Below are 16,298 nucleotides of genomic sequence, written 5' to 3' on the forward strand. Positions count from 1 at the left end.
CCGAGTGCGTTGGGTGCTCCTTGCCGCGTGCCTCCTGCCCCTCGTCCTCGCCGCCTGCGGCGTGTACTCGTTTTCCGGGGCCACCATCCCGGACCGCCTGCAGACGGTCGCCGTGCCCATCGCCGAGGACCGCTCCACGGGCGGGCCGCCTGGGCTGGACCGCTTGCTCACCGACGCGCTCGTCGACCGCTTCGCCGACCGGTCTCGCCTCGCGCTGGAGCCCGACGAGGCCGAAGCCGACGCCGTCGTCCGGGCCACCATCGAGCGGTACGCGCTCGCGCCTGTCGCCGTGACCGATCAGAACGTGGCCTCGCTGAACCGCGTCAGCCTAGCCGTGCGCGTCGTCGTGGAGGACCGCGTCGGGGGCGAGCCGCTGCTCGACCGGACGTTTACAGCCACGGAAGACTTTGTGCCGTCGGCCGGGATCCAAGGGGAGGCCGACGCCAGCGCGACGGCGCTGGAGCAGGTCGCCCGGGACGCCTTCACCGCCGCCACCTCGGACTGGTGACCGCCACCCTCGTCGTTCTGGGAGCGCTGTACGCGGCCGTCGTCGCCGTGCTGGCGGTGCTTGGGCTCCACGCGCTTGGGCTGGCGGCGGTGCGGGCTGTCCTGCCACCGCGTCCGTTGCCGTCGCAAGCGCCCGACCGCCCGGCGCCAGCTGTTCTCGTCCAACTCCCCGTCTACGACGAGCCGCCCGCCCTCGTGGCGCGTGCGCTCGACGCCGCGCTCGCGCTTGACTGGCCGGGCCCGCTGGCGGTGCAGCTCTTGGACGACTCGCCCCTGGAGGCGCGCCGCGCGAACGCCGCGTTGTGCGCCGTCCGGCCCGGCGCGCGGCACGTCGTGCGCGGCACGCGCGAGGGCTACAAGGCCGGCGCGCTCGCCTTTGGCCTGGGCCTGTCCGACGCCCCGTTCGTGGCCATCTTCGACGTCGACTTTCGTCCCGCGCCGGGCCTGCTGCGCGCGATCGTCGGGCCCCTGCTTGCCGATCCCGGGCTGGCGTTCGTGCAGTCGCGCTGGGTGCACGCCCGTGCCGACCGGACAGTGCTGGCCCGGGCGCAGGCGGCCGTGCTCGACCTGCACTTCGCCGTCGAGCAGACGGCGCGCGACCGGGCCGGGTGGGCGTTGCCCTTCAACGGGTCCGGCGGCGCGTGGCGCCGCGCGGCCATCGACGACGCAGGCGGGTGGAGCGGCGAGACGCTGGCCGAAGACGCCGACCTCGCGCTCCGGGCGCAGGCGCGCGGCTGGCGCGGGCGGCTCAACGAAGACGCGTCCGTGGCGGCCGACCTCCCCGAGACCGTCGCGGCGTGGCGGCGCCAGCAGGCGCGGTGGGCGAAGGGGCTCGCCGAGGTCGCCCGGCTCCGCGCGGGGACGCTGTGGCGCTCGCCGCTGCCGCTCGGCTCGAAGCTGGCGTTCACCGGCCACCTCGCGCTGTCGCTGAGCCTTCCGTCGCTGCTGGCCCTCATCGTGCTGCACCCCCTCGTCGTTGGCGCGGCGGCGGCGAGTGTCGGGCCGGGGCTGCCCGGCGCGCTCGCGGTCGGCTACGTCGCGCTCGCGGGCGTCGTCGGCGCGCACGTCGCGGCGATGCGGGCGCTGTACCCCGAGACGTGGCGCCGCAAGCTGGCGCGGATCCCCGCCGCGCTCGTGGCGCCGGTCGGGCTCGTGGCGCCGGCCGCTCGCGCGGTCGGCCAAGCCGTCGCCGGGCGGCGGACGCCGTTCGCGCGGACTCCGAAGGGGGCGCCTCCGGGCCGCGAGCGGGCGGTCCCGGAGCTGGCGCTGGCGGCATATTCGGTCGCTGCGCTGGCGGTGCTGGCCGCCGCCGGGGCGTGGGCGGCCGTGCCGTTCCAGGCCGTAATCGCCATCGGGACGGTCGGGGCGGCGGTCGTCGTCCGGCGCACGCCACACTTGGCCGAGATCGTCTCTGAGGCGGAGGAGGTCCAGTCGCTGGCGGCGTAGGAGGCCGGGTCTCGAAGGAGGTCGGTGGTCGGCCGCTTCCCGGTCGCCCTGGCCCCCAGACCCCTGACGTACCGACTTTCTCCCTGATCTCACCGGCGGACGCCCCGGAGACACGGAGCCCGGCGCGGCGGGGCGCGTACCTTCGCCTTCCCCCTCCACAACCCCTCTGTTCCGATGGCCCGTGTCGAAGTCGTGATGCCCAAGATGGGCGAAAGCGTGATGGAGGGGACGGTCCTCGAATGGAAGAAGGCCATCGGCGACGCCGTCGAGCAGGACGAGACGCTGCTCGAGATCTCGACCGACAAGGTCGACTCCGAGGTGCCCAGCCCCGAGGCGGGCGTCCTGGTCGAGATTCTCGTCGAGGAGAACGACACCGTCGACGTGGGCGTGGCGATCGCCGTCATCGAGACCGACCCGGACGCGGCCGACGACGCGCCGCGAGCGGACGCGGCCCCGGCCGCGAGCCCCGTCGAGCAAGCCGCCGCGCCGCTGAACGAGGTCCAGCCCGTCGGCGACGACCCCGAGCCGGAGCCCGAGGCCAAGCCCGCCGCGCCGACCGTCCGCCCGGCCGACGCCCCGGCCGCCCCCGCTGGCGGCGGCGAGCGCACCAACGTCGTGATGCCCAAGATGGGCGAAAGCGTGATGGAGGGGACGGTCCTCGAATGGAAGAAGGCCGTCGGCGACGCCGTCGAGCAGGACGAGACGCTGCTCGAGATCTCGACCGACAAGGTCGACTCCGAGGTGCCCAGCCCCGAGGCGGGGACGCTGCTGGAGATCCTGGTCGAGGAAGGCGAGACGGTCGACGTGGGCACTCCGATCGCGGTGATCGGCGCGGCCGGCGCCGTGGCCGACACGCCTGCCCCGGCCGCTAGCGGCGACGGGACGGCCGACGCGGCGCCGGAGCCGTACGAGAAGAGCTACTCCGCCGGAGAGGGCGACACGGCCGCCGCAGCGCCCGCCGTGCAGGAGGCGAAGGGGGCCCAGGCCGCCGCCGCCGCGACCGCTGGCGACGCCGGCCCGATCCCGCGCCGCGATGACGCGGGCAACTTCTACTCGCCGCTCGTCCGCTCGATCGCTGAGGCCGAGGGCCTTTCGCTCGGCGAGCTCCAGCAGATCAACGGGTCGGGCTCCGACGGCCGCGTCTCGAAGGGCGATGTGATGGCCTACCTCGACGCCCGTGGCACGGCGCCCGCCAGCGCTCCGCCGCCGGCCGCCGCCCCGGCTGCCGCGCCGAAGGCCCCCGCGAAGCCCGCTCCGAAGGCGACCCCCGAGCCGGCCGCTGGCGGCGACAGCCGCGTCGAGGTCGTCGAGATGGACCGGATGCGCCAGCTCATCGCCGAGCACATGCGCCGGTCGAAGGACACCAGCGCCCACGTCACCAGCTTCGCCGAAGTCGACGTCTCCGGGCTCGTGCGCCACCGGGAGGCGCACAAGGCCGAGTTTCAGAAGCGCGAGGGCGTCAAGCTGACCTACACGCCGTACTTCATCGAAGCGGCCATCGACCCCTTGCGCGAGCACCCGATGCTCAACTCGTCCGTCGACGGCACCCGCGTGCTGATCAAGAAGGACTACCACATTGGGATCGCCGTCGCCCTCGCCACGAAGGGGCTGCTCGTCCCGGTCGTCCGCAACGCGGGCCAGCAGAACCTGACCGGGCTGGCGCACACCGTCGCCGACCTCGCGCAGCGCGCCCGCACCAAGAAGCTCCAGCCGGACGAGCTCCAGGGCGGCACGTTCACCGTCACGAATGTCGGCAGCCTGGGCAGCCTGATGGGCACGCCGATCATCAACCAGCCGCAGACGGCGATCGTCTCGCCGGGCGCCATCGTCAAGCGGCCCGTGGTCGTCGAGACCGAGGTGGGCGACGTCATCGCCATCCGGCACATGATGTACGTGTCGCTGAGCTACGACCACCGGATCATCGACGGGGCCATGGCCGCCAGCTTCCTCGCGGCCTACCGCCGCCAGCTCGAGGCCTACACCATCGACACGCCGCTCGCGTAGCGCGCCAACACAGCGGCGCCGTCCGCCCCACCTCCGGGACAGACGGCGCCGTCGAGCGGGCGGGACCCACACGTCCCGACGCCCCGCTCGTCGTCCCGCTCAGGAGGGTGTTGGAGCCACCACGCGGAACGACACTCAACATCGGTGCAGCCTGACGGGGCGGCCTAGGACACCGGTCCTGTTCTAGCAGGAGGAACCTCCTGCCCGGGCTTTGTCAGGAGAATCCGTACCGGCCTGCGCGTGCTCCGAGAGACGTCTTGTGGCGCCCCACGTCCTTTAGGGAGCGGTTCGGAAAGCCCAGAGCCTCGAATGCCCAGGCTCGATGCGGCAAGCGGTCAGGGCACGAGGCTCCTCGTGACCTGAGCACCCCGACGGGTGCTCAGGCGTTGGGCCCGGCGACGCCGTGCCGCCACGCCCAGGCCACGGCCTCCCGTGCCGACTCCACGCCCAGCGTCGCGTAGACGCGCGTGAGGTGGTTGCGGACGGTGCTTTCGGACAGGTGGAGTGTGGCGGCGATCTCGGCGTTCGAGCGGCCCTCCGCGAGCGCGATCAGCACTTCGCGCTCGCGCGGCGTCAGCGCGCCCAGCGCTTCGGAGACCGGACCGGGGGCCACGAACCACCGCCCCTCGCCCCGGGCCACGCCCTGGATGGCCTCGACGATCTGCGGCATCGAGCGGTCCTTGGTGAGGTAGCCTGCCGCGCCGGCGTCGAGCAGCCCTTCGACGAACTGGCGCCCGGCGTGGGCCGTGAACGCCAGGACCCGGACCGGGTGGCCTTCGTCGCGAAGGGCTCGGGCGACGTGGACGCCCGAGAGATCGGGCATGTCGATGTCGAGGAGCAACACGTCTGGGGTCCGCTCGCGCACCATCTGGAGGGCCTCCTCGCCGCCATCGGCCTGGCCGATGACGGTGATGCCCGGTTGGGCGTCCAGCAGCCGCGCCAGCCCGGCCCGCAGCGCCGGGTGGTCGTCGGCGACGACGAGGGTGATCTCGCGGCTCATCGGGCCACCGGGATGCGGGCGACCACGGTGGCCCCGCCGCCCGGAGCGTCGGCGAACTCGAGCGTCCCGTCGACCAGCCGGACGCGCTCGCGCATGCCCGCCAGCCCAAAGTGTCCGCTCCGGACGAGCGCGTCGACCGACGGGCGCCGCCCGAAGCCCCGGCCGTCGTCGTGGACCGTCAGCGACACGTTCTGCCCGTCGGCTTCCAGGGCGACCGTGGCGTGCGTCGCCTGGCCGTGGCGCGCGGCGTTCGTGAGCGCCTCCTGCGCCACCCGGTAGAGCGCCAACTCGGCATCCGGGGCGAGCGACACCGTGTCGGTGCGGACGTCGACATCGAGCCGGTGGGGCGCGGTCTCGGCCCGCTCGGTGAGGTCGCGCAAGGCGGAGGCCAGCCCGAACCGGTCGAGGATGGGCGGGCGCAGCCCTTCGGCCAGCGTGCGCAGCTCGCGGGCGACCGCCCGGACGCCCATGCGGGCGGCCTCCGCCTCGCTCCCCTCCACGGCGTCGAGCGTCAGCGCCAGCATGGCGAGGTCTTGGAGCGGCCCGTCGTGGAGCTCGCGCGAGACGCGGCCCCGCTCGGTCTCGCGGCTCTCGATCTGGTGCGCGTGGATGTCGCGCTGGACCCGCTGCCGCCGCCGCCGCCGCCGCCACCACAGCCCCGTTCCGATCGCCAGCGCCAGAAGCGTGGCCGCCCCGAGGTACAGCCACGCCGTCTGAATGCCGACAGCGTGCTCGACGTACATCAGCAACATCCCCTCGTGGATGTCATAGCCGAACCCGGTCGACGGCCCTTCGCCATAGTGCTTGTCGTAGATCCGGTCGAACTGGGTGGCGAGGACGGACGGCATCTGGAGCGTTGTGCCGTCAGGCGTCCAGAGGTCGAAGTAGCTGTCACCTTCCGAGGTCTCCCAGAGCCGGTATTCGAGCAGGGGGGCGCTTCCGTCCGCGTACCCCATCTCGCCCTTCTCGAGCACGGCGCTCGAGTCTGCCGGAGCCAATTGGAAGAGCACGCCGAGGAGGACGCAGAGGGCCGTGGTCATGGGGTGATCGGGGAGAGTCTGCAAGCGGTCTCCTAAGGTCGCTCATGTCGGCACGTCCTTCGGGTCTCTCGGTAGGGGGAATCTCGGCCCGGATCCGAGCGCATCGGCATCTGGCCGGTCCTCCCCGAACCGCCCCGCCCGACGGGCGTGGACGCGGCCCCCCGACGCTCGCTGTGCCTGCTCCCCTCCACGTCCTCGCCGCCCGCCCCATCCGCGTCGGCGGGCTGGCGGCCGTCCGCTATCGGCTCCGCCGCGAGCACGCGTACTCCGGCGACCCCGACCTCGACGCCGCCCTGTCGACGTTCGGCGCCGTCGTCCTCCCGCCCGCCGACGGGCGGAGCGGGGCGGCGGCGGTCACCTTACTTAACGGCATCACGCGGGGGCTGGACCGGAGCCTGCCCGCCGCGACGGCGCTCGCGCGAGCCGGGATCGCGGCGGTCCTGATCGACACCCCGCTCGGCGGCGAGCGCCGCCCGACGAGCGGCCCCCCGCAAGCCGACCTCGCCGACCTCGCGCGGCGCGGCGTCGCGCTCGACGCGGCGCTGGCGCGGCGCTTGTTCGACGGCGTCGCGGCGGATCTCGGGGCCGTGCTGGCGTGGGCTCAAGCCGAGCACGGCGTCGGCGCCGAGCGGCGGGCGCTGTTCGGGGTCAGCTTCGGGGCCGCGTTGTCCAGCCTCGCGTTCGCGCGCGACGGGGTTGGCGACCGGCTCTTTGGCGCCATCGGCCACCCCGACCTCCCCGCGCTCTCGCGCGGACTCGTCGACACGTTCACCCGGTTCTCCGGCCTGCCGTCGGCGCTGGTGACGACGGCGCTGCGGCTGGGGCCCGTCGCCGAGGCGGCGGCGCGGCGGGCGGGCGGCGAGGCGGCCGTCGGCGCCGTTCGGTTTGCGCGCTTGCTGGCGGCGCTCGGGGCGGGCGGGCGGGCCGTCGACGGGCTCGACCCCGTGGGCTTTGCGCCGGCCGTCAGCGCCGACCGGCCCGTCCATCTGCTGGCGGGCGCGCTCGACCCCGTCGCGCCACCGGCGGTGATGGAGCGGGCCGCGTCGGCGTTCGCGGTGTCGTCCGTCGAGGTGCTCCCGTCGATGGGGCACGGGTGGTACCCGGGCGCCCCTCCGCCGGGCGCGCCGTCGTTCGGGGCCGCCAGCGGGGCCTGGCTCGTTCGCCACCTCGCCGACTGGCGGTGACGCGGGGCTGGCACCGCCGCGCGCTACTTCTGGGGCATCGCCCGTGTTGCCAGAGGGGGAGGAGGGCTCTAGCTTTGAATAGCCGTTATCCAAACCAGCCCATCTGAATGCCCGACACCCCGCTTCGCCTGACCGTCGCCCAGCTCCAGAGCCGCCTGGACGGGTTCGTGACGGACTACCTCAAGGAGAAGAGCGCGGAGACGAAGGGGACCTATCGCCGCGCGCTCAACGAGTTCGAGCGGTACCACGCCGCGCGCGCCGCCCGGCCGTCGAGCCGGTTCCGGTTCGTCGAGGCCGAGGTCGAGGCGTACAAGGCCTACCTCATGGAGGAGCGCGAGCTGAGCCAGGTCTCGGTGAGCACGTACCTGACGGCCTTGCGCCGCCTGTGCGACTACCTCGTCGCCCTTGGTGAGCTCCCCGAGAACCCGGCGCGCGGCGTCAAGGGCAACCGCCGGCCGGGCGCTCACACGCGCGGCGTGCTCACCGAGGCGGAGGTGGAGACCCTGCTCGGGACCGTCCCGAAGGCGACCGAGATCGGCCGCCGCGACCGCGCCCTCGTGTCGCTGATGGTCTACGGCGGGCTGTCCGAGATTGAGCTCGTCCGCGCGGACGTAGGCGACGTGGACCGGACGCTGATGGGCACGTTCCTGCGCGTCCAGGGCAAGGGCCGCCAGTCGAAGGACGAGGCCGTCCCGCTCGACGGCGACGCGCTCGACCCGCTCGAGATCTACCTCTTGCGCCGTGAGGAGGCCGGGCCGGACGCGCCGCTCTTCGTCAGCCACGGCCACCGGAGCGTGGGCACGCGCCTCAACACGCGATCCGTGCGGGGCCGGGTCAACGGGTACCTCCGCGCGGCGGGCGTCAAGCGGCGGGGGATCTCGCCGCACAGCCTGACGCACACGGCGGCGCTGATCTGGCTCAACTCCGGGATGCCCGTCGAGGAAGTCCGTCGGCGGATGCGCCACGGGACGCTGGAGACGACGATGATCTCGTTCAAGAAGCAGGGCTTGCTCAAGCCGGGCGCGGGGGAGTAAGGGCCCGCCCTTCGCGGACGTCGCGCCCTGCTGGCGCCCTCCGCTCTGTCGCTTGCCAATCCCTCCCAAGGTGTCGAGAGTCGGCTTGGGGAATGAAGGGAGCTCCCCAAGCGCGCCGCCTCTCTCACGGGGAGAGGCCTGGTGAGGGGCGAGGGGCCGCGGAGGTGCCATCCGAACCCCGCCGTATGGATCCCCGCCTGCGCGGGGATGACTCAATTGAGGGGAGGGAGCGAGCCGTTCGGAGCGCTGCGTTCGGTCCGCTCGCCCTCCCCCCCCGGCCCCCTCCGGCTGGGAGGGGGAGACTTGGAACGGGCCCCTCAGCTTCGCCGAACTGCTTCTCAGGGCGACACGTCCGGGGGGATGAGGCTCGTCCCTGGACCTCGCGAGTGGAGGGCGCATCGCGCCGCCCGTTGCCAGCCACCCGCTTGGGCGCCTGCATTCCCGCGATCTCCGGGCGCCGCCCGTGTTCTCGGGGCACATTGCCCCCACCGCTTCCCCGCCCTCCCGATGATCCCCCTCGGCCTCCCCGACGCCCCGCTCGACACGTCCCACCCGCTCGGCGCGCGGTTCGCAGCCCAGGGCGCGTGGACGTTCCGCGACGCCGCCCGCCTCGTCTGGGACCTGCCCTACGGCCGTCCGACGCACACCGGGCCGGAGGCCGTCTTGCGCGACCGGCGCGGCACGTGCAGCTCGAAGCACGCCCTGCTGGCGGCGCTCGCCGCCGAAGTCGGGCTGCCCATCGAACTGCGGCTCGGGATGTACATGATGGACGGCACGAACACGCCGCGCACCGGGCCCGCGCTGCGTGCGCACGGCTTCCGCGCCGTGCCCGAGGCGCACTGCGTGCTCGCGGCCGGCGACGAGCTCGTCGACCTGACGTGGCCCGGCGTGCGCCGCCCCGTCCCGCCGTTCTCGGCCCAGGAGACGATCCGGCCGGACCAGGCGGGCGACTACAAGCGGGCGTGGCACCGCCGCCACCTCGATGCGTGGGCGACCAAGCACGGCCACGACCCCGACGCCGTGTGGGCCGCGCGCGAGGCCGCCATCGACGCGCTCGTCTGGCGCTGAGCGGCGGGGCCTCGGGCCGCGAATCGGTCCGGACTTTAACGTTCGACCCGGGTCCAGCCTGAGGCCGTCGGGCCCGAGGCGCCCCTACCTTCCGTGTGATGCTGTCCCGGATCCCCGCGCTCGTCCTGGCCCTCGCCCTGCTGGCGGGCGGCACCGCGTGGACGCCGGGCCCGATGGACATGGACATGGGCTGCGGGATGACGGACGCGACGGGCGTCCCCTGCGACATGCCCTGCGGCGACGACGACGCCCCGATCGCGATGTGCTGCGACCTCGAGGCCCCGGCCCCGACCGACGCCGTCGTGCCGCCCGCGACGCCCCGGCCGGACCCGGTCGTCGCCGTCGTGGCCCGCTTCGCGGTGCCCCCGGCGCCGGTCGCGATGGCGCACGCCGACCCGGCGAGGCACGGCCCCCCACGGGCGGCCGTCCGCCGTCACCTGAGCCTCTCGGTCCTCCTGGTCTGAGCCGACCGGACGTGATGGACGCCCCGGCGTCCCCTCCCGCCCGCTGTCGCCTCTCCTCAGACCATGCCCGTTCCGTTCGCCGCGCGCGCCGCGCTGCTGGCCTTGTTGGCCGCCCCGGCCGCTGCGCAAGCTCCCGACACGCTCCGCCTCCACGTCGTTCTCGGCGCCGTGTCCGACGCGAACCCCACGCTCGCGGCCGCCCGGCTCAACGCCGACGCGCTCGCCCAGCGCGGCGACCAGGTCGGCGCGCGCCCGGACCCGACCGCGTCGGTCATGGTGGCGCCGTTCCCGGTCCTGACTGCGCGGGGCGCCCAGCGGAGCCAGTGGCGCGTCGAGCAGGCGCTGCCGTGGCCGGGGACGCTCGCGCTCCGCCGCCGCGCCGCCGACCTCGCGGCGTCCGTGTCGGGCGCCGAGGCCGACGCCCTCGCGCTCGACCTCGCCTTCGAGACGCGCCGAGCGTTTTTCGACCTCGTCCACGCCCACCACGTCGAGGCCGTGCTCGTCGCGTACCAGGCCCGCCTCGGGGCGTTCGCGGAGGCCGCAGCGGTCCGCTACGAGGTGGGGCGCGGGCCGCAGGCGGCCATCTTGCAAGTGCAACTGGAACGCGAGCGGATCGCGCAGCGCCGGTTCATGCTGGAGGCCCACCGCGTCGAGGCGCTCCAGACGTTAGCCCGGCTCGCCGACCGCCCCGACTTGGTCGGCACGCCCGTCGCCGTCGAGGCGCCCGCGCTGCCCGACGACCTCGACGCGCTCGTCGCGCTCGCCTTCGAGGCCCGCCCCGAGCGCCGCGCCCTCGCCCTCGCCCGCCAGCGGGCCGCCGCCGAGGTGGCGCTCGCCCAGAAGGCGGTCTACCCCGAGCTCGCGGTCGGCGTCGTCTACACCGACATCGCGGACCGCGACGTGCCGATGACCGCCGACGGGCGCGACGCGATCGGCGTGATGGTCTCGGGCCGGATCCCCCTCGACCGAAGCCGCCTGCGCGCCCGGGAGGCCGAGGCCCGCGAGCGCGTCGCCGAGACGGCCGCCCGCGCCTACGCTCTCGACACGGCGCTCCGCACGCAGGTCGCCGCGCTCGCCGAGCGCGTCCGCCAGACGCGCCGAGCGCACGCGCTCTACCAGGATCGCCTGCTGCCCTTAGCCGCCACGACGGTCGAGTCCACGCTCGCCGCCTACACGACGGGCGAGGCCGACTATCTCTCGTTCCTCGGGGCCGAGCGGACGCGGTTCGAGGTCGCCCTCGCCGCCGCCGACGCCCACCACCACGTGCTCGTCGCCGTCGCCGCGCTCCAGCGCGCCCTGGGCACCGACGCCGCCGACGCCACCGACGCGGAGGCCATCCCTTCCGGCCACGAGGCCCCCCACCACCGATGAGCGACTTCCACACCCCGGACGCCCCGGACCCGGCCGACGTCTACGCCGAGGCACCCCGCGAGCCCGGCGCGCGCCGCCCGCTCCTCGTGGCCGGGGTGCTTCTCGCCCTCGTGGTCCTCGTCGGCATCGCGTGGGCCGTCACCCGCGACGAGCCGGCCCACGCCGACCACACCATCACCGAGACGCCGTCGCCCACCGAGGATGACGCCGTCCCGGCCGTCGGCGGTTTGGCGCAGTTCGACCTCAACGGCGACGGCATCGTCTACCAAGAGTCGATGCACCCGCACATCGTCCAGGACGAGCCCGGCGTCTGCCCCATCTGTGGGATGGATTTTGAACCGGTCCAAGTGTCGGGCGCGCCGGCCGGGACCGTCGAGATCGACCCGGTGACGTTGCAGAACATCGGCGTGCGGACGGCGACCGTCACGTCCCGCGAACTCGAACGCGAGCTCCGCACGACCGGCACGTTCGAGGCCCGGGACTCCGGCCGGGAGACCGTCACGCTCCGGGTCGGCGGGTTCGTCGAGCGGCTCTACGTCGACACCGAGGGCCAGCGCGTCCGCCAGGGCCAGCCGCTCCTGGAGATCTACAGCCCCGAGCTGGTGTCGACGCAGCAAGAGCTGTTGCTCGCGGTCCGCAACAGAGAGCTGCTCGGCGGCGGCGACGGGGCCGACCGGCTGGTCGAGGCGGCCCGGACACGCCTGCGGCTGTTCGGACTCGGCGCTCAGCAGATCGCGGCCGTCGAGCGGAGCGGGGCGATCCAAGAACGGATCACGCTCTTCGCGCCCGCGTCCGGCACGGTCCAGAACAAGCGGATCATCGAGGGCATGCAGGCCACTCCGGGGATGCCGCTGATGGACATCGTCAACCTGGGCGCGCTGTACCTGCAGGTCGCCGTGCCCGAGCAGGACCTGGGCTGGGTGGCGCGCGGCACGCGAGCCGTCGTGACGCTGCCGTCGCAGCCGGGCGAGGAGCTGCGGGGCCGCGTCGACCTCGTCTACGACACGCTCGACCCGATGACGCGGACGGGCACGGCGCGCGTCACGCTCGCGAACGCCGGCGGGCGGCTCCGGCCCGGGATGTACGCCACGGCCCGGCTGTTCGGCGCCGCGAGCGCGTCGGGCCCCGTCGTCCCGAGTGAGGCCGTTGTGCGGACGGGCGACGAGGCCGCGGTGATCGTGGCGCTCGGCGAGGGCCGCTTCCGGCCTCAGCCGGTCCGCCTGGGCGAAGAGTCGGGCGGGTTCGTGCAGATCCTGGAGGGCGTCGCCGTCGGTGACCGCGTGGTCACGAGCGCCCAGTTCCTGATCGACTCCGAGGCCCGGCTGGCGGCGTCGCTCGGCGCGATGGCCCCGATGCCCGGGATGGACATGGACACCGGGGACGCGCGATGAGAGCCCCCGACGCCCGCGATAGTCTGCCCCGGACTCGATCCGACGGCACGCTGGAACGCCTCATCGAGTGGAGCGCCCACAACCGGCTGCTCGTCGGTCTGGTGACCGCGCTCGTCGTCGCGCTCGGCGCGTGGGCGACCGTCACCACGCCCGTCGACGCCATCCCGGACCTCAGCGACGTCCAGGTCATCGTCCGGACCGAGTACCCCGGCCAGGGCCCCCAGATCGTCGAGGAGCAGGTGACCTACCCGCTCACCTCGGCCTTCCTGTCGGTCCCCGGCGCGCGCACCGTCCGCGGGTACTCGATGTTCGGGACGAGCTTCGTCTACGTCCTGTTCGAGGACGGCACGGACCTCTACTGGGCGCGGAGCCGCGTGCTCGAGTACCTGTCGCAAATCCAGGACCGCCTGCCCGACGGCGCGTCCCCCGCGCTCGGCCCAGACGCGACCGGCGTCGGTTGGGTCTACCAGTACTCGCTCCGCGACACGACGGGCGGGACCGACCTCGCCCAGCTCCGCAGCCTCCAGGATTTTTATCTCAAGACCGAGCTCCAGGCCGTCGAGGGCGTCGCCGAGGTCGCGTCGATCGGCGGGTTCCAGAAGCAGTACCAGGTCGTCGTCGATCCGCAGCGGCTCGCGGCGTACGGCGTCCCCATCGGGACCGTCGCCGAGGCGCTCCGCCAGAGCAACCGCGACGTGGGCGGGCGGCTCCTCGAACTCGGCGAGCGCGAGTACATCGTCCGCGGCACGGGGTACCTCCGCGGCCTCGACGACATCCGGTCGGTCGTGGTCAAAGCCGAGGGCGGGACATCCGTGACGGTCGGCCAGGTGGCCGACGTGCGGCTCGGCCCCGAGATCCGGCGCGGCATCGCCGACGTCAACGGCGAGGGCGAGGTCGTCGGCGGGATCGTCGTGATGCGGTCGGGCGGGAATGCGCAGGCGACCATCGACTTGGTGAAGGCGCGGATCGCGGAGCTGGAGGCCGGGCTCCCGGAGGGCGTCGACGTGGTGACGGAGTACGACCGGAGCGGGCTCATCGGCCGGGCCGTCGCGTCGCTGACGGTCAAGATCTGGGAGGAGCTGCTGGTCGTCGCGCTCGTGGTGCTGATCTTCCTGCTCCACGTCCGGAGCGCGTTCGTGGCCGTGGTCACGGTCCCCGTCGGCATCTTGATCGCACTCGGTGTGATGCGGCTGCTGGGCATCAACGCCAACATCATGAGCCTGGGCGGCATCGCGATCGCCATCGGCGTGATGGTCGACGCGAGCCTGGTGATGGTCGAGAACGCGCACAAGCACATCGAGCGGGCGCGGGAGGCGAAGAGGGACCGGGGATCGGAGAACGGCGCCGAGGGCGACCCGCCGATGCTCACCGAGGCCGAGCGGCTCCGGGCGGTGATCGAGGCGGCCAAGGAGGTCGGGCCGTCGCTGTTCTTCTCGCTCTTGATCGTGACCGTCAGCTTCCTGCCCGTGTTCACGCTCGAGGGCGTCGAGGGGCGCCTGTTCCGGCCGCTCGCGCTGACGAAAACGTTCGCGATGGCCGCGGCCTCGATCCTGGCCGTGACGCTGGTCCCGGCGCTGATGGCGGTGCTGGTGCGCGGGAAGATCCGCCGGGAGGACCAGAACCCCGTCGCCCGGTTCTTTATCCGCGCCTACCGCCCGGTCATCCGGGGAACGCTGCGGCACCCGAAGGCGGTGCTGGCCGTCGGCTTCGCGGTCCTGTTCGTGACCGTCCTGCCGGTCCAGCGGCTGCTGCTGGGCACGACCGTCGTCCCGTTCCCCCAGATCGGGTCGGAGTTCATGCCGCCGCTGTGGGAGGGCGACCTGCTGTACATGCCGACGACGCTCCCGGGCGTTTCGCCGCAGGAGGCCAAAAACATCCTGCAGCGGACCGACCGCATCCTGGCCTCCTTCCCCGAGGTCGAGCGCGTGTTCGGCAAGATCGGCCGGGCGGAGACGGCGACCGACCCGGCCCCGCTCTCGATGCTGGAGACGACCATCATCCTGAAACCCGAGGACGCGTGGCGCGACGGGATCGACCGCGACAGCCTGACGCGCGCCTTCGACGCCGCCATCCGCTTCCCCGGCCTCACGAACGCCTGGACGATGCCGATCAAGACGCGCATCGACATGCTGGCGACGGGCATCAAGACGCCGGTCGGCGTCAAGATCGCGGGCCCCGACCTCGCGGTCCTGGAACAGCTCGGGCAGCAGGTCGAACGGGCGGTCGCCAGGCTGCCGGGCACGCGGAGCGCCTTCGCCGAGCGCGTGATGGGCGGGAGCTTTTTGGACGTCGAGGTCGACCGCTTCGAGGCGGCCCGCTACGGGCTGACCTCGGGCGCCGTCCAGGACGTGCTCCAGGCGGCCGTCGGCGGGATGACCGTGACCACGACGGTCGAGGGGCTGGAGCGGTACGCCGTCAACGTCCGCTACCCGCAGGGGCTGAGAGACGACCTGCCCGCGCTGCGGCAGGTGCTGGTCCCGACGCCCTCCGGTGCCCAGATCCCGCTCGGCCAACTCGCCACGTTCCGGTTCGCGACGGGCCCGCCGATGATCAAGTCCGAGAACGCGCGCCCCAACGCCTGGGTCTACGTCGACATCGACGACGGGGCCGACCTCGGGACCTACGTCGCCGACGCGAGGGCGGCCGTCGACGCGGCCGTGACGCTGCCGCCGGGCTACTCGATCCGCTGGAGCGGGCAGTACGAGTACCTCGAGCGCGCCAACAAGCGGCTGGCCGTGCTCGTGCCGATCACGCTCGCGATCGTCTTCCTCCTGCTGTTCCTGCACTTCCGGAGCGCCGAGGAGGCTCTCTTGCTGATGATCCCCCTGCCGTTCGCCGTCGTCGGCGCGGTGTGGCTGATGCTGGCGCTCGGGTTCCACTTTTCCATCGCCGTGGGCGTCGGGCTGATCGCCGTGGCGGGGCTGGCCGCCGAGACCGGCGTCGTGATGCACGTCTACCTCGACGAGGCCGTGGCGCGGTACCGCCGGACCGGCCGGCTGACGTCGGTGCCCCGCCTCAAGGCCGCGCTCGAAGAGGGCGCCGTCGACCGCGTCCGCCCCAAGCTCATGACCGTCTTCACGACCATCCTCGGCCTGACCCCCGTTCTGTTCGGGACCGGGACGGGCTCCGAAGTGATGCAGCGGATCGCCGCGCCGATGGTCGGCGGGCTCGTGACCTCGACCGTCCACACCCTCGTCATGATCCCGGCGCTCTACGCCGTCGTCCAGGGCCGCCGCCTCCGGCGCCAGCTCCGCGACGCCCCGCCCGGCGACGGCGCCACCGCCGCCCTCGCCTTCGACCCGCTCGCGCCCCGCGCCAGCGCCCACGACTCCCTTTAATCCACCACACGCGGCCCTGCCGCTCGTTGCCATGACCCGTTTCTTCCTGCCCCTCGTCCTCGTCGCCACCCTCTCCGCCTGCGCCGACGAGGCGCCGGCGCCGCCTGAGTCCCCCACCCACCCCGAGACGCACGAGACGGCCGCGGCCGACGGGCCCGTGACGCCCGAGATGGTCGACGGCGTTCAGGTGGTCGCCATCGAAGCCGGGTCGCTCGGCTTCCAGCCGCGCGAGATCCAGCTCGAAGCCGGGGTCCCGGCCCGCTTCGTCATCACGCGGACGGTCGACGACGCCTGCTCGTCCGAGATCACGATCCCGAGCTACGACGTGGCCGCGACGCCGCTGCCGCTCGGCGAGGCGGTCGCCATCTCGTTCACGCCGACCGAGGCGGGCGAGGTCGAGTTCGTCTGCGGCATGGAGATGCAGCGCGGGACCATCGCCGTCGTCTCGTAG

General features: G+C 73.6%; 13 protein-coding genes. 11 read left to right on the top strand and 2 right to left on the bottom strand.

The features are described from left to right. Nucleotides 1–13: 13 nt before the first annotated feature. The 3 genes from lptE to sucB all read left to right on the top strand — a co-directional run bounded on the left by lptE (nt 14) and on the right by sucB (nt 3,957). Nucleotides 14–508 carry an LPS assembly lipoprotein LptE gene (lptE, locus tag ACLII4_RS05485; RefSeq protein WP_412069891.1) on the top strand — a complete coding sequence of 165 codons (495 nt, stop codon included), beginning with the start codon at nt 14–16 and terminating at the stop codon, nt 506–508. After that, on the top strand, nt 505–1,953 hold the full coding sequence (locus tag ACLII4_RS05490; RefSeq protein ID WP_412069892.1) for a glycosyltransferase family 2 protein: 1,449 nt from the start codon (nt 505–507) through the stop codon (nt 1,951–1,953). The genes lptE and ACLII4_RS05490 overlap by 4 nt, the downstream gene beginning before the upstream one ends. Nucleotides 1,954–2,127: 174 nt before the next feature. Continuing rightward, a complete protein-coding gene (gene sucB / locus ACLII4_RS05495; RefSeq protein WP_412069893.1) occupies nt 2,128–3,957 on the top strand; it encodes a 2-oxoglutarate dehydrogenase, E2 component, dihydrolipoamide succinyltransferase in 1,830 nt (609 codons plus the stop codon). A 379-nt stretch (nt 3,958–4,336) separates the two neighbouring features. Here sucB and ACLII4_RS05500 read toward each other — a convergent pair whose 3' ends face one another. Together ACLII4_RS05500 and ACLII4_RS05505 are read right to left on the bottom strand one after the other, a co-directional pair. After that, nucleotides 4,337–4,957 (bottom strand): response regulator, encoded by a 621-nt coding sequence (locus ACLII4_RS05500; RefSeq protein ID WP_412069894.1) that lies wholly within the window; start codon nt 4,955–4,957, stop codon nt 4,337–4,339. Continuing rightward, the gene (locus ACLII4_RS05505; protein WP_412069895.1) at nt 4,954–5,997 is read right to left on the bottom strand and encodes a sensor histidine kinase; all 1,044 of its coding nucleotides are present in this window, start codon (nt 5,995–5,997) and stop codon (nt 4,954–4,956) included. Before ACLII4_RS05505 ends, ACLII4_RS05500 begins: the two co-directional genes overlap by 4 nt. Before the next feature lie 173 nt (nt 5,998–6,170). Here ACLII4_RS05505 and ACLII4_RS05510 point away from each other — a divergent pair, with 173 nt between their 5' ends. The 8 genes from ACLII4_RS05510 (at nt 6,171) to ACLII4_RS05545 (ending at nt 16,298) form a co-directional block, all read left to right on the top strand. Continuing rightward, the gene (locus ACLII4_RS05510; RefSeq protein ID WP_412069896.1) at nt 6,171–7,181 is read left to right on the top strand and encodes an alpha/beta hydrolase family protein; all 1,011 of its coding nucleotides are present in this window, start codon (nt 6,171–6,173) and stop codon (nt 7,179–7,181) included. Between the two features lie 107 nt (nt 7,182–7,288). Next, nucleotides 7,289–8,215, top strand: coding sequence for a tyrosine-type recombinase/integrase (locus tag ACLII4_RS05515; RefSeq protein WP_412069897.1), 927 nt, complete (start codon nt 7,289–7,291; stop codon nt 8,213–8,215). Nucleotides 8,216–8,722: 507 nt separating this feature from the next. Next, entirely contained in the window at nt 8,723–9,283 is a 561-nt protein-coding gene (locus ACLII4_RS05520) for a hypothetical protein (RefSeq protein WP_412069898.1), read from the top strand. A 98-nt stretch (nt 9,284–9,381) separates the two neighbouring features. Beyond that, nucleotides 9,382–9,747 carry a hypothetical protein gene (locus ACLII4_RS05525; protein ID WP_412069899.1) on the top strand — a complete coding sequence of 122 codons (366 nt, stop codon included), beginning with the start codon at nt 9,382–9,384 and terminating at the stop codon, nt 9,745–9,747. A gap of 63 nt (nt 9,748–9,810) precedes the next feature. Continuing rightward, nucleotides 9,811–11,118 carry a TolC family protein gene (locus ACLII4_RS05530; RefSeq protein WP_412069900.1) on the top strand — a complete coding sequence of 436 codons (1,308 nt, stop codon included), beginning with the start codon at nt 9,811–9,813 and terminating at the stop codon, nt 11,116–11,118. Beyond that, nucleotides 11,115–12,509 carry an efflux RND transporter periplasmic adaptor subunit gene (locus ACLII4_RS05535; RefSeq protein ID WP_412069901.1) on the top strand — a complete coding sequence of 465 codons (1,395 nt, stop codon included), beginning with the start codon at nt 11,115–11,117 and terminating at the stop codon, nt 12,507–12,509. Before ACLII4_RS05530 ends, ACLII4_RS05535 begins: the two co-directional genes overlap by 4 nt. Beyond that, nucleotides 12,506–15,847, top strand: a complete 3,342-nt coding sequence (locus tag ACLII4_RS05540) for an efflux RND transporter permease subunit (protein ID WP_412069902.1) — start codon at nt 12,506–12,508, stop codon at nt 15,845–15,847. The genes ACLII4_RS05535 and ACLII4_RS05540 overlap by 4 nt, the downstream gene beginning before the upstream one ends. Nucleotides 15,848–15,878: 31 nt before the next feature. Next, nucleotides 15,879–16,298 (top strand): cupredoxin domain-containing protein, encoded by a 420-nt coding sequence (locus ACLII4_RS05545; RefSeq protein WP_412069903.1) that lies wholly within the window; start codon nt 15,879–15,881, stop codon nt 16,296–16,298.

This window comes from Rubrivirga aquatilis (assembly GCF_046845665.1).
Lineage (GTDB): Bacteria > Bacteroidota > Rhodothermia > Rhodothermales > Rubricoccaceae > Rubrivirga.